We start from the raw sequence: 13,282 nt of genomic DNA on the forward strand, positions 1-13,282 counted from the left end.
TTCAAAACGACACGCAAAAGGGCGAGACCGGACACCGGCCCCGCCCTTTTCATTTGAAACGCGATAGGAACCTAGGCTGCAGCTACGTCGGCTGCCTTTAGTGCGGTAGCAGGTTCGACATAGTCATAACCAAGCGCAACGGCGACGGCTTCGCATGTGATCTGCCCCTTGTGGACATTCAGCCCAGGCAGGAAGAGTGGATCTTCAAGAAGCGCTTTTTCCGCCCCATTGTCTGCAAGAGCGAGTGCAAAGGGCAAGGTTGCGTTGTTGAGTGCATAGGTCGAAGTCCGTGGCACGGCACCTGGCATGTTGGCGACGCAATAGTGAACAACATCGTCGACAATGTAGGTCGGATCCGAATGGGTCGTCGCCTTCGAGGTTTCGAAGCAGCCGCCCTGGTCGATCGCCACATCCACCAGCACCGAACCCGGTTTCATCCGCTTGACCATTTCGGCAGTCACAAGCTTTGGCGCAGCTGCACCGGCGACCAGAACGGCCCCAACAACCACATCCGCTTCCAGAACATGCTGCTCAAGCGCAGCCTTGGTGGAATAGACCGTGCGTAGCGACGAGCCGAACGTCTTTGACAGGTCGGCCAGAACATCCACGTTGCGATCCAGGACGGTCACATCCGCTCCAAGGCCCAAAGCCATCGTAATCGCATGGGCACCAACAACGCCGCCGCCGATCACGACCACTTTGCCCGGAGCAACGCCTAGAACGCCGCCGATCAGAACACCAGATCCACCGGCTTCCTTTTCCAGCGCCTTGGCGCCCGCAATCACGGAGAGACGGCCGGCAACCTGCGACATGGGTGCGAGCAGCGGCAGACCGCCCCGGGCACCGAGAACCGTTTCGTAAGCGATGCAGATCGCGCCGGACTTCACCAGATCCGCAGTCTGGTCTGCATCTGGCGCCAGATGCAGATAGGTGAAGAGAATGTGGTCAGGACGCAGCATGGCGCGTTCCACTGCCTGTGGTTCTTTCACCTTGACGATCATCTGGGCCACATCGAAGACCTCACGTGCAGTCGCCAAAATCGTTGCGCCGACCGCCTCATAGGCGGCGTCATCCGCACCGATCCCGTTCCCGGCCTGGGTCTCGACCCAGACGTCATGACCATGCGCGATCATCTCACGCACGCTGTCAGGGGTCAGACCAACCCGATATTCATGGTTCTTGATTTCTTTCGGCACGCCAATACGCATGATTTCCCCTCGCTGGTAAGCGTTTTTATGGAAAAATAATAGTGCAAAAACGACGGCATGGGATTGCATGTTAGGCTCACACAAACACTTTCCTGCAAGATGATTTCGTAAAATTGAGAAATATTCGAATTTTATGCGATGGAGTTGAAATTTGAAACTGGACCGCATCGATCAGAAAATCCTCACCGTCCTGCAGGAGGACGGCCGGATCGCGAATGCCGATCTCGCCGATCAAGTTGGCCTCTCCCCTTCGGCCTGCCTGCGCCGCATGCGCGCGCTTGAGAAGACCGGCATCATCGACAAATACGTCGCCCTTCTTGATCAGCGCAAACTCGGCCGCAAGATGGACATCTTCGTCGAGATCTCGCTCGTCGGCCAATCCAACGAGGTGCTGCAAAACTTCGAACGGGCCGTCGGCCGCTCCAGCGAAATCATGGAGTGTTTCCTCATGGCCGGAGATGCTGACTATATCCTGCGCGTTACGGCCGCCGATCCAACCGATTTCGAGAGAATCCACCGGGAACACCTGGCGTGCCTGCCGGGCGTCCTCAGGATGAAATCCTCCTTCGCTATCCGCCCGATCGTTCGAAAGACCGCCTTTCCCATGAAGGTCGAGACGACATAGCGCTGAAGCTCACAAGCGTGTCGACGCTAGGCATCTTGCAAGCTATAGTCGCCGCCTCCTGCAAATAGTCACCGGAGAAAAAGGTGTCCTTCCAGATTTCCCGTCTCATCGAGCCGACCTACAAGCTTGCCGAATGCCCGACCTGGGACGAGATTAACGGCCAACTCTTCTGGACCGACATTCAGGGCTGCAGCATCCAGTCCATGGACTGGGAAAGCCGTGAAATCACCACCTACCGGTTTGACAATGAAGTCGGCTCTTTCGGCCTGACAGATGACGGACGTCTCATCGTGAGCGTCTGGGACAAGGTGGTTCTCTTCGACCCCAAAACAGGCACCAGCGAGACCCTTGCGAAGATCGAGACCGACCTGCCGCAAACCCGGCTGAACGACGGCAAGATCGGCCCCGATGGCGCCTATTGGGTCGGCACAATGGACACTTCGAGCCCGCGTGAGCCGATTGCAGGCTTATACCGTGTCAGCGCAAGTGGCGAGGTCGACATGATCCGCAACGAGTTGCAGGTCTCCAACGGTCTGGCATGGTCCCCGGACGGGTTGTGGATGTATCACTCGGACTCAAGTCCCGGCTGGATCGAAGCCTATAATTTCGATCCCACAACGGGCACGCTCGGCGCGAAGATGCTTTTTGCGCAGCAAACCAATGAGACCGGCCGCCCGGACGGTGCCACGGTGGATGCTGACGGAAATTACTGGAGTGCAGGCGTTTCTGCGGGCCTGCTCAACTGCTTCGCACCAGACGGCAGTCTGACCCATGCGATCTCCCTACCCGTCCCGAAGCCGACCATGCCCTGTTTCTGCGGCCCGGACCTCGACCAGCTGGTCGTGACCAGTCTACAGCCAGGCGGCGAAGGCCCCGAGAGCCTGTCCGGTTCGCTCCTGCTTGTTGAGGGCCACACCTCCAAGGGCGTCTTGACCTCAAGATTCAAAACCGCCTTCTAGGGGCCCCAAAAAACGGGCCCACTTTAGCGCTTGCAGTAGGCTTTTCTTGAAACCGGCTGCCATACGACTTGCTGGTCGCGCACTTTGACTTGGCGGGAGACCATCTTGTAGACGGCAGGTTCGTGGACCTTCTGTCTGCTGGCAGGACGCACCAGGACCTTTTCCTTCACCGTGCCGTAAATGGCGGGTTGGGTTACAGCCACACGCCCGCCCTGCTTCACCAAGACGCGCTCACTGACAGTCTGATAGATGGCAGGGCGTTTGACCTTGCACAGGATCTTGCGCCCCTTGCGGATCTGAGACTCCCAGCCAACGCTGGCAGGCTGAACCTGGACTCTGCGGCTGCGGTGCTCATAAATCGGCGCGACGGTGCGATAGCTGACGCGCTCGGGCTGCACGACGACCCGGCGGCTCTGATAGGCATAGACGGCAGGGTGTTCAACAACTCGCGTGGTTGCCCGCCGCACCAGAACCCGTTCCTGAACAGTCTGATAGGCCGCAGGCACAACGGCCTGCTCGTAACATTGCAAAGCCTTGCCACCAGCACTGGCGCCGCTGGAACCAGCTGCGGCACTCGCCGCAACAAGCACTGCAAACCCAAATCTGGAAACGACAGTTCGAAACATCGCAACACCCCCTGTCAGATGGAGGACCCAGCCTCCACCCTGACCTTAGGGAAAATTAACGATTTGTTAAAGACCTACTTATCGTAGTCCGTGTCTTCGTTGATGATGTGGCGCGCTTCTTCAGGGATCCACTCCCCCCACTTGGGCTGCAGCTGATGATCGACCGATACCCGGTCGTCAAAGACGAAACACTCACCCTTCCACATACTCTGCTCTTCAGGCACTTTTTCCAGGTAGTTCAGAATGCCGCCTTCAAGGTGGAACACCTCATCAAAGCCCTCCCGTTTGAGCAGGGAAGTTGCCTTTTCACAGCGAATGCCGCCGGTGCAGAACATGGCGACCTTCGGCTTGCTTTCCAGCGCGACCGCTTCGCGCACCCAGTCAGGGAATTCCCTGAACGACTGGGTCTCTGGGTTGAGTGCGTTCTCAAACGTTCCGAACGCAAACTCATAGTCATTGCGCGTATCAATGACGACCACGTCCGGATCGGAGATCAGCTCGTTCCAGTTCTCCGGCTTCACATAGGTGCCGACGATTTCATTCGGATCGATGCCGTCTACAGCCAGACGAACGATTTCCTGCTTCAGCCGCACTTTCATGCGTTTGAACACATGACGATCCGACCAGGCCTCCTTGTGCTCCAGCTCCGCAAGACGCGGATCACTGCGCAGATGGGCGAGGACATCTCGAACACCTGCTTCCGGACCACAGATCGTGCCGTTGATCCCCTCGCTTGCAAGCAAGATGCTGCCGCGCACATCGCGGTCCTCGCAAAACTTCTTGAGTGGGTCACGCCGGGCCTCGTGGTCATCGAGCGGAGCAAACTTGTAAAGGGCGGCAATCAGGATCTTGGACATATTGGCTGTTCTGATGTGGAAAGCGGATCTTCGCGCCGCTTATAACGTCACTGCGCCGGGAAAGAGAAGTCCGCATTTTCTCGGACCCCCGCCCCGGCGCTTACGCCACACAAAATCTGCCGCCTCAGTGGTCCTTGTTCAAGGCCTTCAGCAGAGCAACGAGCTCTGCAACAGGATCGGCAGCAGCCACCACATCTTCCACGACATCAACAGCTGTGCTCGCAAGACCTTGCACAAGTCCCTCCACAAGGACGGCCTCAGCCGCAATGTTTTGCAGCTTCTGGTTCGCGACGGCGTTTTCGTAAAGGATGCCAAGTGATTGGGACATCGATTGGTAGACAGCAGCCACGGATACGGCTGGCGACAGGCCAAGCGCTAACACGTCGGCATTGACCACATTATTGGTCGGATTTGGAGCAGGCATGATTCATCCTTCAGGTTTGCCGGTGCTCTTCACCGGCGAGCTACGATCGGATCGCCTGCCTGCACAACAGTCCGCTTCCGCGATCTGCGCCGCGTCTCATGACTGCATCGGCGCACATACTCTACCTGAAGTTGTTAATACTCAGTCAAAACGCAAAAAGGGCTCCGTTCCAATACTTGGAACGGAGCCGAAAGGAAGGAGGAAAACCGCTTATCGCTGCGGGTTGCTGAAGGCCTGAAGAACGGCCAGCATGGAACTCAAATTGTCGGATACGCCGGTCTGAGCCACCTTTTCGCTTGCGCCTGCCGCCGCCGTCGTGTCGAGGCTGTAGATCTGCATCACGCCCTGGTTCACAGCGGCCTGCGCCAGGATGTTCTGCTGCTGCTGAGCAGACACCGCATTTTCAAACAACACGCCTGTCGAATGTGCCATCGACTGATAGAGCGTGCTCAGTGCCATTGCCGGAGACTCGCCCACAACCTTCACGTTGGATTGCGTGACCGCATCCGTGATCATCGGATTTACCAATTCAACCATTGTCCACACTCCTTATGCTGGGCCAGCACCGACGCCGGCTACGGACACCCACTAGGACGTAGGAGCAATTAAGGTGTGAAGGCTACAGCCGAGAATTATCGAAACGTTATCAAAAAGATAGCCGGCCATTTTTCAATGACCGGCTTCTGGGAAGAAAGCATGGGTAGGGTTTTGCGCCTGTCGCCTCAACCGCGACCATCGGGTTTTCCCGCAGGCTGGGCGCCTGAGGCCATCTGGTTGCGCAAGACCTCGGACTGCCGTTGAACCTCGCGCGAGATCATCGACTGAATGTTGCTCATGACCGAATTGAGCTGACCGGCAAGTTGGGCATCGGCCAGCCCCAGGACCCCGGCCCTGGGATCTGCCCCGCGGGCCGCTTTTCGCGATGACGCCGCCGTCGCCTCCTTCCCCGATTTCAGAATGTCACTCAGGAGGGACCTATCCGCCAAAATAGCCTTCAACGCATCATGTTGGTCTGACATGGCCTTGGACAGTTGATCGGCCTTTTCGCTGGCATCTGTCAGCACTTTCTCGACCACAAGGATCCCTTGATCGAAGGCCTGCTCGCCTTCTTCCTTTTTCTTCAAGATATCACCGGCCAAATCCAGAACACCGGGAAGAGACTGATAAAGGCCTTGGTAGTCCGTCTGAAGGCTGGCTGTCTTGAGGTAGCCCTCCAGCAACGCTTCAAGAACCTCAGCCGGTTTGGTTGAGCGCTTCCTAGGACCTGCGCCGGGCCCGCCCGGCTTCTTCGCTTCGACCATCGCTTGTCTCCTCGATTGTCGTTTCCCTGACGATGTGAGTCTCCGTGTGAATTTCCTTTTGGCCGCCCTCAGTGTGCCCAGCAGGCCCACCCCCGCAGGCAGAAGGTGCGCACGCGCCGCCGCAGCATGGACAGCAGCCCGGGGCAAGCGAATGCATCGCCGCCGACTTGATCTGCGACAGGTCCATGTTCCGGCGCTGATCGATCTGGGCAAACGACGCCTCGGCGCCCTGGAGAGTTCCCCGCGCCCAGGACACATGAGAAACGAGTTTGGGATACAGACAATAGAGGGCCTGCGGGTCGCCACTCGTCTCGCGCGCTTCATTCAGCGCCTCGCTCCAGGTAACGAGCGTTGTTTGCAGCACAGCATCAAGGTCCTTGCAGATCAGATCGAGTTCATTTTCCATTTCGGCGGTCTCCTTCACACCTTCATCCTGGCAACGGCTCGACCGTTCGCCGCGACATCCCCTGCCCCGGCCACACCTCGCGCACATGCGTCAGGTCCCTTCATTGTCGGAGCCCGGCTTGCCTCGGGCACGCGGCGCACCGGCATCTTTCCGGCCGTCCGGAGAGGCTTCACCTTCTGCTTTCCCTCGTCCAAGAGCTTGTGACAGAGCCGACAGGATCTCTTCCTGCTCGTCATCCCTCAGCGTGTTGAAGGCCTCCAGCAGGCTCTTGGGATCGTTGCCCCCGCCAGAGCCATCACCTGATCCATCTCCAGAGCCATCACTTGAACCACCGCCGCCAGCGTCGCTTCCTCCGGATCCAGCACCCCCGCCCTCCTGGTCGCCCTGACCTGAGGCCCACAAAGGCACTCCTGTCAGATCGTTGACTTCAACATTCCGCAGATCGCCCATGACATAACCTTTCCCACTTCCAGCTGCCGCGCGCTGCGGTCTAACCCGATTTCAAATCCCCGATGACGGTTTTCGCTGACGTACCAGCTTCAGTGCTGACGGAGCCATAGACCCCGACCGCCTGCGTCACCATGTTCTGAATCTCCGCAAGCAACGGGATTTCCTTCAAGGCCGCCACCGGCTCAGGTCCCTCGGCTGCTTTCTTGATCGCAACCGCCTGGGCCGCAACAGCAATCTGCATGATCGCATTCATGTAGTTTTTCGCGTCCTGCACGGCGAGGCCCGTGGTCGTGCTGACCATGATATCCGGAGGTGTGGCCACGAGCTCGCTCGCGTAATTGCTGTTTTCCGTGTTGGCAAACTGAACGGCCTGGACAACCTTGCTGTTCAGGGCCGAAACATCCGGCGTCGGTGACTTCTGGGGAGACGGCTTTGAGGGAGACCCTGGGCCGGCAGGTTTTGATTTCGGCTTGCTGCCCAACGTCATACCCTCCACTCCATTGCTTTTCACGGACGCCGACTTATCCGGCCGCAGTGTTCCATCCTTGTCACGGGTCAATGCCAGGTTGTCCTCATGCGGCGCATCTGCGTCGTCGGGACCATGTTTTCCGAACCAGCCATCTAGCCACATAACCAAACTCCCTAACGTCATCGATGCCAATCTTTACTTTGTCGAAGGCTCGCCAATATCCATGATCAGCTGACACGCCTTGGACACCACAGCTGTCGTGATCTGGTTCATCGCCTGCTGGCTGTGAACCGCGTTCTGAACCGACAGGCCCGCCGCATGGCTCGCCACCTGGTAGAGGCTCGCAATGGCTTGTGCAGGGGCCTCCGCGACCACCTTCACATTGGTTTGCGTTACCGCATCGGTTACTTGGGCATTCACACTGTCGACCATGTTTGTTTCCCATCAGGCTCGGGTTCGCAGCTTCCCCGGGTCGCAAGCCAATCAACCGTTCATCGGCCAATCAGACCGCACCTTGCAGTTCCCTGCTTGTTCAGACGCCTCAGCTGGAAACTTGTGAAACGTCTTTTTCGGAAATCCTGTCCACAGGATCGACTTCCTCTCCCATGACGGTGCGCAAATGCCCACGCAGGTGCTGAACCCTCTTGCGCGCAAGCGGTTCTGAAATAGACAGGTGACGGGCGATTTCACGGTAACTGCACTCTTCGCAAAACCGCATCCTGAAGATGTCCTGAAAGTCTGGCGTCAAGTCATCGACCGCTTCCAGCACCTTGCGAAGAGCGTCTTGATGGCGCAGCTGGTTTTCCTGATCCGGCTGTCGGTCCGCCAGTCCATGCGTGTGATCCTGATAGACATCCGCTTGAAAATCACGCACCTGCCGCTCGGAGTTCAGGCGGCGCAAACGGCTGATGTACTCATTCTTCATGGCGAACAGTAAAAACGCCCGCGGCTCGCGCACTTCCGTCTCGTGACGTTCCACGTGACTGACGGCCTTGACCAGGGTCGAAGACAGAAGGTCTTCCGCTTCCTCGCGATTGCCGCGCGTCAATCGCAGCGCACGCCTGCGCAAAACCAGACCATCCTCGATCCAGCTCATCCAGATCCCTGCGGAGGGCAAGGTCACCCTTTCATTCAAATCTTCGGAATCTGGCACGAATTCACCCTCCAACTCACCTTAAGGTTGTATTTCTCTCCAGCCAAAGACGCTAGGAAATTATGCGTGTGAATTAATTCTTGGATTTGGCCAGCCTGTGCATCCTGCGCGGCCCACGTCGTCTCTCATCAAAAACGGCAGGATAGCTGTATCAGACCGTTCATACGGCGCACCAGCACCACAACCTAAACACAATTAAAAAGAGAATTTTAAATCAATGCAACCACTTTTTGCCGCAGGTTGCACTATCGGCAAAACACCGGCGCAAATTCACACGCGGTTGCCAACGAGCGCATCAGCGCACTCGCAAAGGATAGATCAGAAAAGCGGGAAATGAAAGAAGTGGTGGGTGCACGGGGATTCGAACCCAGGACCGGCTGATTAAGAGTCAGCTGCTCTACCAACTGAGCTATACACCCACATCCGCCGTCGACGGATCGATCGTTCGCGCCGCAGCGCGTCGATGGGCGGTGTATATCGATGAGCGGATTACGACGCAAGCAGAAATGTGAATTATTTGTCTCAAGCCTGCGAAGACCCATTTGGGCCCTGGGCGCCTTTCCGCTGCCTGTGAGAAGCCAGAGAATGTAAATTGCGCCGAGCCCGATTTCACCATTTCCATCGCCTCACAGACCAACATAGAGGGTGAGAGAGAGTGAAGCCCGCCGATCTTGTGGCGAGCAAGATTCAGAAAGCAACGACGCACTCAACGAAACAAATGAAATTTTGCCCTTGACCCTGCTGCAGCGGCTGACTAGGGTGCACCGCATCACGAACGGGGCTTGTCCCGTTTGTGTTGTTGGAAGCTTCAAGCCGCCTCGAGATCGCGTAGAGAGTGGCTTAAAGGTTCTAAACTGTATCGAAACGGGTTGAGGGTCGGCACCGGTTGCAGATCTTCGGAAGATAGAGGACAGGCAGTCTGATGACGTCTCTCATTCTAGTGGTAGGAAGGCGCGCCGCCGGAACGGAGTAATCCGTTCGGAACAGGTTGGCGCGCATTTAAGGTCCCTCGGGGCCTTTTTTTGTGTCTTCCCGTCCCGAACCTCACTCCCGGTTGACCGGTGCCTTGGAAAGGCGCAAACCCGCTACCATCCCTGCTCGATGCGAGCCACGAAAGAACACAGACGAGCCAAGCCCCTGAAGTTCAGGGCCAATGCGAGGAAAGCAAGAATGACACGGGAGATGACCGGCGCCGAAATGGTAATCCAGGCGTTGAAGGACCAGGGCGTCGACACTGTATTCGGCTACCCGGGTGGCGCAGTGCTTCCCATCTATGACGAGATCATTCAGCAGGAAGGCCTCGAGCACATTCTTGTGCGCCATGAACAGGGCGCTGGCCACGCTGCCGAAGGCTATGCCCGCTCCACCGGAAAGCCGGGCGTTGCCCTGGTAACATCGGGCCCCGGCGCGACCAACATGGTCACCGCACTGACCGACGCCATGATGGACAGCATTCCGCTGGTCTGCATCACGGGACAGACTGCCACACATCTGATCGGCACGGACGCCTTTCAGGAGTGCGATACCGTCGGCATCACCCGCCCTTGCACCAAGCACAATTGGCTGGTCCGCGATGTCGACGATCTTGCACGCGTTCTGCACGAAGCTTTCTATGTCGCAACGTCCGGCCGTCCAGGTCCGGTCGTCGTTGATATTCCAAAGGACGTTCAGTTTGCCACCGGCACCTATCAGGGCCCGACGAGCAACCCGTCCGCAAGCCACAAGAGCTACCGTCCGCAGCTGAAGGGCGACGCGCAGGCTGTCCGCATCGCGGCAGACCTCATGTCCAAGGCCAAGAAACCAGTGCTTTACACTGGCGGCGGCGTGATCAACTCGGGCCCGCAAGCCTGCCAGTTGCTGCGCGAACTGGTCCAGCTCACCGGCTTCCCGATCACATCGACCCTGATGGGTCTGGGCGCTTATCCCGCATCCGGCGATAGCTGGCTCGGTATGCTGGGCATGCACGGCACCTACGAAGCCAACATGACGATGCATGATTGCGACGTCATGGTCTGCGTTGGCGCGCGTTTCGACGACCGCATCACTGGCCGCATCGACGCCTTTGCGCCGAACGCCACTAAAATCCACATCGACATCGACCCCTCCTCGATCAACAAGACCGTCAAGGTCGACCTGCCAATCATTGGTGACGTCGGCCATGTTCTGGAGGATCTGGTTCGCATCTGGCGCACGTCCTCGCTCAAGGCGGATCCGGCGGCCATGAAGGACTGGTGGAAGCAGATCAACATCTGGCGCGCCCGCAATTCGTTGGCCTACCGTCCCAACGAAGACATCATCATGCCGCAGTACGCGATCCAGCGTCTGTATGAGCTGACCAAGGACCGCAAGACCTACATCTCCACCGAAGTCGGCCAGCACCAGATGTGGGCGGCCCAGTTCTACGGCTTCGAAGAGCCGAACCGCTGGCTGACATCCGGCGGTCTCGGCACCATGGGTTATGGCCTTCCCGCGGCCATTGGCGCGCAGGTCGCACATCGCGACGCCCTGTGCATCGACATTGCCGGGGATGCCTCGATCCTGATGAACATTCAGGAAATGTCGACGGCCGTCCAGTTCGCTCTGCCGGTCAAGGTCTTCATCCTGAACAACCAGTACATGGGCATGGTCCGCCAGTGGCAGCAATTGCTCCACGGCAACCGTCTGTCCCATTCCTACACCGACAGTCTGCCTGATTTCGTCAAGCTGGCCGAGGCCTATGGCGGGGTTGGCATCCGGGTCGAAAAGCCCGGCGATCTGGACGGCGCGATCGAGGAAATGATCTCCATCGACAAGCCCGTTCTGTTCGACTGCCGCGTGGCTAATCTTGCCAACTGCTTCCCGATGATCCCATCGGGCAAGGCTCACAATGAAATGCTGCTGCCCGATGAAGCGTCCGACGAAGCGGTCGCAAATGCCATCGACGATGCCGGCAAGATGCTGGTTTAAGGGGGAAGACGAACATGAACGCAAAAACCAACCTAAGCGCCCCGTCGATCTATTTCATGGCGGAAACCAGCGACAAGATCGAAACTCATACCCTGTCAGTGTTGGTGGACAACGAGCCGGGCGTGCTCGCCCGCGTCATCGGCCTGTTCTCCGGCCGCGGCTACAACATCGACAGCCTGACCGTTTCGGAAACCGAGCACGAAAAGCATCTGTCACGCATCACAATCGTCACCACCGGCACGCCCATGGTGATCGAGCAGATCCGCCACCAGCTGGACCGTCTCGTTCCCGTTCACCGGGTGACAGACCTGACCGTGGAAGCACAGCTGGCCAGTCAGGACAAGCCGCTGGAACGCGAGCTTGCACTCGTCAAGGTGGCTGGCACCGGCGACCAGCGCCTGGAAGCCCTGCGCCTGGGTGACGCTTTCCGGGCCACCGTGATTGACGCGACCACCGAGCATTTCGTCTTCGAAATCACCGGTCGCTCCTCCAAGATCGAGCAATTCATCTCGATCATGAAACCGCTCGGCCTGGTCGAAGTCTCCCGCACCGGTGTCGCTGCGGTTCAAAGAGGACCGGAAGGGCTTTAATCGCCACCGCCCACTATAACATCGCCGTCCCGGGCTCGATCCGGGACCGCCCCCCTCAAAAGTAAGGCCCCGGATCAAGTCCGGGGCGGCAAAGGCACCCTCTCCCTTTGCGGTAGCCTGACGCGGAGGCCTGTCGCTGGACATTGCGGCGGGCTTTTGCACCCGCCTCACCTCCTCGTCATCCCGGACGCAGCAAAGCGAAGATCCGGGATCGGAGAGCCAAAGCGGTCACAAAGCGGGATCCTGACGTCAACCTCCCCAAAGCCGTGCGTCCATGGACATGCCGGGGACTCACCGGTCCCGGCTCGCGCTGCGCTTGGCCGGGAGGACGACGGTTGGGGTTGCCCCTTTTCGGCAGTCCGGACCAAGAGAAGTCGGTCCGCGGGGATTGTTTTGCCTTGATCTGCGCTGCCTTGCACCCATGAGAAACCGCGTTGCAATTTTGCGCGCTTAGCCAGGAAGCTCAACGCTTCTCCCTCAGATCTGCAAACCTGCCGTTCGCCGCAAGCTGATTGAATGCCCAGAAAGGGCGAGAAGCGGTCATTTGTTGCGTTCGCCAAACGGCATGCTTCTCGGCGCAAAAGCAGACATTCGTAGTTAATTGGCTGGAGGGGCCCGAACATTTTGGGGAGTTGTTCAAATTTGGACCTCAACGAAGTAAGCTTGTTGCATTGTTAAAGCGTAGTGAGTTCAAATGCACGGGATGTGTTGAAGCTACTGTTTGAGGTGATTGTGATCGCTCAAGGATTTTTCATTTCCTTAGCCGTTGTTTTAGCGGCCTCGGTTAACCAACTCTCTGCTGAACCTATGAAGTTTAGAGAAGCGACCGTTGGCGGCGTGTGCGCCGGCTGCACTTGGTTTGCGGCGGAGGGTGACATCACCAGTGATACGCCTGCGGCATTCCGAGAGGCCTTCGGCGAGCCGACCGGCGGCGAAGGCGGACCCACTATTGTCATCAATTCAGATGGGGGCGATAACCTTGCCGCGGCCTTGGAACTGGGGCGACTTTTTCGCGCCCACTCGGTCCGCGTGCGTATTGGAGATACCGTCTCGGAGCCGCAAAACGGCAGCTTCGTGTCTAAGATAGAGCCCGGAAAGTGCTTGTCGGCTTGTGCTTACGCCTTCTTAGAGCCCGATTCAAAAGTTTATGAGACCTGACAATAGGTTGCGAGCCTGCGTGTCATGACCCTGATGCTGGCGATGGTGACCCATGCGGTGGCACTTTCGACGGATTTTTCCCAGTCCTTTGCCAGCCTGCGGCATCGCCC

The 13,282-nt window shown here is 58.1% G+C and carries 16 protein-coding genes, 1 tRNA gene and 1 pseudogene; 5 read left to right on the forward strand and 13 right to left on the reverse strand.

From position 1 onward, the window contains the following. Window positions 1–71: 71 nt before the first annotated feature. Window positions 72–1,208, reverse strand: coding sequence for an alanine dehydrogenase (ald, locus tag ABJZ52_RS23055; RefSeq protein ID WP_348186535.1), 1,137 nt, complete (start codon window positions 1,206–1,208; stop codon window positions 72–74). Between the two features lie 151 nt (window positions 1,209–1,359). Between ald and ABJZ52_RS23060 the strand changes: the two genes are divergently transcribed. After that, complete coding sequence (locus tag ABJZ52_RS23060) at window positions 1,360–1,833, forward strand: Lrp/AsnC family transcriptional regulator (RefSeq protein ID WP_348186537.1); 474 nt, start codon at window positions 1,360–1,362, stop codon at window positions 1,831–1,833. 83 nt (window positions 1,834–1,916) lie between these two features. Continuing rightward, window positions 1,917–2,792 (forward strand): SMP-30/gluconolactonase/LRE family protein, encoded by an 876-nt coding sequence (locus ABJZ52_RS23065; RefSeq protein ID WP_348186539.1) that lies wholly within the window; start codon window positions 1,917–1,919, stop codon window positions 2,790–2,792. Window positions 2,793–2,815: 23 nt separating this feature from the next. On the opposite strand, the gene ABJZ52_RS23070 is transcribed toward ABJZ52_RS23065, so the two are convergent. The 11 genes from ABJZ52_RS23070 to ABJZ52_RS23120 form a co-directional block, all read right to left on the reverse strand. Next, window positions 2,816–3,418 carry a hypothetical protein gene (locus ABJZ52_RS23070; protein WP_348186541.1) on the reverse strand — a complete coding sequence of 201 codons (603 nt, stop codon included), beginning with the start codon at window positions 3,416–3,418 and terminating at the stop codon, window positions 2,816–2,818. A gap of 74 nt (window positions 3,419–3,492) precedes the next feature. Then, the gene (locus ABJZ52_RS23075) at window positions 3,493–4,275 is read right to left on the reverse strand and encodes a rhodanese-related sulfurtransferase (RefSeq protein ID WP_348186543.1); all 783 of its coding nucleotides are present in this window, start codon (window positions 4,273–4,275) and stop codon (window positions 3,493–3,495) included. A 124-nt stretch (window positions 4,276–4,399) separates the two neighbouring features. Further along, a complete protein-coding gene (locus ABJZ52_RS23080; RefSeq protein ID WP_348186545.1) occupies window positions 4,400–4,699 on the reverse strand; it encodes a RebB family R body protein in 300 nt (99 codons plus the stop codon). A gap of 210 nt (window positions 4,700–4,909) precedes the next feature. Beyond that, window positions 4,910–5,236 carry a RebB family R body protein gene (locus tag ABJZ52_RS23085; RefSeq protein WP_209003592.1) on the reverse strand — a complete coding sequence of 109 codons (327 nt, stop codon included), beginning with the start codon at window positions 5,234–5,236 and terminating at the stop codon, window positions 4,910–4,912. 185 nt (window positions 5,237–5,421) lie between these two features. Next, complete coding sequence (locus tag ABJZ52_RS23090; protein WP_348186547.1) at window positions 5,422–6,000, reverse strand: hypothetical protein; 579 nt, start codon at window positions 5,998–6,000, stop codon at window positions 5,422–5,424. Beyond that, window positions 5,957–6,406: a hypothetical protein gene (locus ABJZ52_RS23095; protein ID WP_348186549.1), complete on the reverse strand. Its 450-nt coding sequence runs from the start codon at window positions 6,404–6,406 to the stop codon at window positions 5,957–5,959. The genes ABJZ52_RS23090 and ABJZ52_RS23095 overlap by 44 nt, the downstream gene beginning before the upstream one ends. 90 nt (window positions 6,407–6,496) lie before the next feature. Continuing rightward, window positions 6,497–6,856: a hypothetical protein gene (locus tag ABJZ52_RS23100; RefSeq protein ID WP_348186551.1), complete on the reverse strand. Its 360-nt coding sequence runs from the start codon at window positions 6,854–6,856 to the stop codon at window positions 6,497–6,499. 40 nt (window positions 6,857–6,896) lie between these two features. Beyond that, window positions 6,897–7,487 (reverse strand): hypothetical protein, encoded by a 591-nt coding sequence (locus tag ABJZ52_RS23105; RefSeq protein WP_348186553.1) that lies wholly within the window; start codon window positions 7,485–7,487, stop codon window positions 6,897–6,899. Between the two features lie 33 nt (window positions 7,488–7,520). Next, window positions 7,521–7,757 (reverse strand): RebB family R body protein, encoded by a 237-nt coding sequence (locus tag ABJZ52_RS23110; RefSeq protein ID WP_348186555.1) that lies wholly within the window; start codon window positions 7,755–7,757, stop codon window positions 7,521–7,523. A gap of 109 nt (window positions 7,758–7,866) precedes the next feature. Beyond that, window positions 7,867–8,478 carry a sigma-70 family RNA polymerase sigma factor gene (locus ABJZ52_RS23115; protein WP_348186557.1) on the reverse strand — a complete coding sequence of 204 codons (612 nt, stop codon included), beginning with the start codon at window positions 8,476–8,478 and terminating at the stop codon, window positions 7,867–7,869. Window positions 8,479–8,821: 343 nt separating this feature from the next. Next, window positions 8,822–8,897 (reverse strand) — tRNA-Lys (locus ABJZ52_RS23120). 751 nt (window positions 8,898–9,648) lie between these two features. Here ABJZ52_RS23120 and ABJZ52_RS23125 point away from each other — a divergent pair. The 3 genes from ABJZ52_RS23125 to ABJZ52_RS23135 all read left to right on the forward strand — a co-directional run bounded on the left by ABJZ52_RS23125 (window position 9,649) and on the right by ABJZ52_RS23135 (window position 13,172). After that, window positions 9,649–11,424, forward strand: coding sequence for an acetolactate synthase 3 large subunit (locus ABJZ52_RS23125; RefSeq protein WP_348186559.1), 1,776 nt, complete (start codon window positions 9,649–9,651; stop codon window positions 11,422–11,424). Window positions 11,425–11,438: 14 nt separating this feature from the next. Next, window positions 11,439–12,014 (forward strand): acetolactate synthase small subunit, encoded by a 576-nt coding sequence (gene ilvN, locus ABJZ52_RS23130; RefSeq protein ID WP_348186561.1) that lies wholly within the window; start codon window positions 11,439–11,441, stop codon window positions 12,012–12,014. Window positions 12,015–12,722: 708 nt separating this feature from the next. Continuing rightward, window positions 12,723–13,172: a hypothetical protein gene (locus tag ABJZ52_RS23135; protein ID WP_348186563.1), complete on the forward strand. Its 450-nt coding sequence runs from the start codon at window positions 12,723–12,725 to the stop codon at window positions 13,170–13,172. On the opposite strand, the pseudogene ABJZ52_RS23140 reads toward ABJZ52_RS23135, so the two are convergent. Further along, window positions 13,160–13,282, reverse strand: a pseudogene (locus tag ABJZ52_RS23140) (IS5/IS1182 family transposase); the annotation flags it as partial. The gene ABJZ52_RS23135 and the pseudogene ABJZ52_RS23140 overlap by 13 nt on opposite strands.

The organism is Roseibium sp., from assembly GCF_039982295.1.
Taxonomy (GTDB): domain Bacteria; phylum Pseudomonadota; class Alphaproteobacteria; order Rhizobiales; family Stappiaceae; genus Roseibium.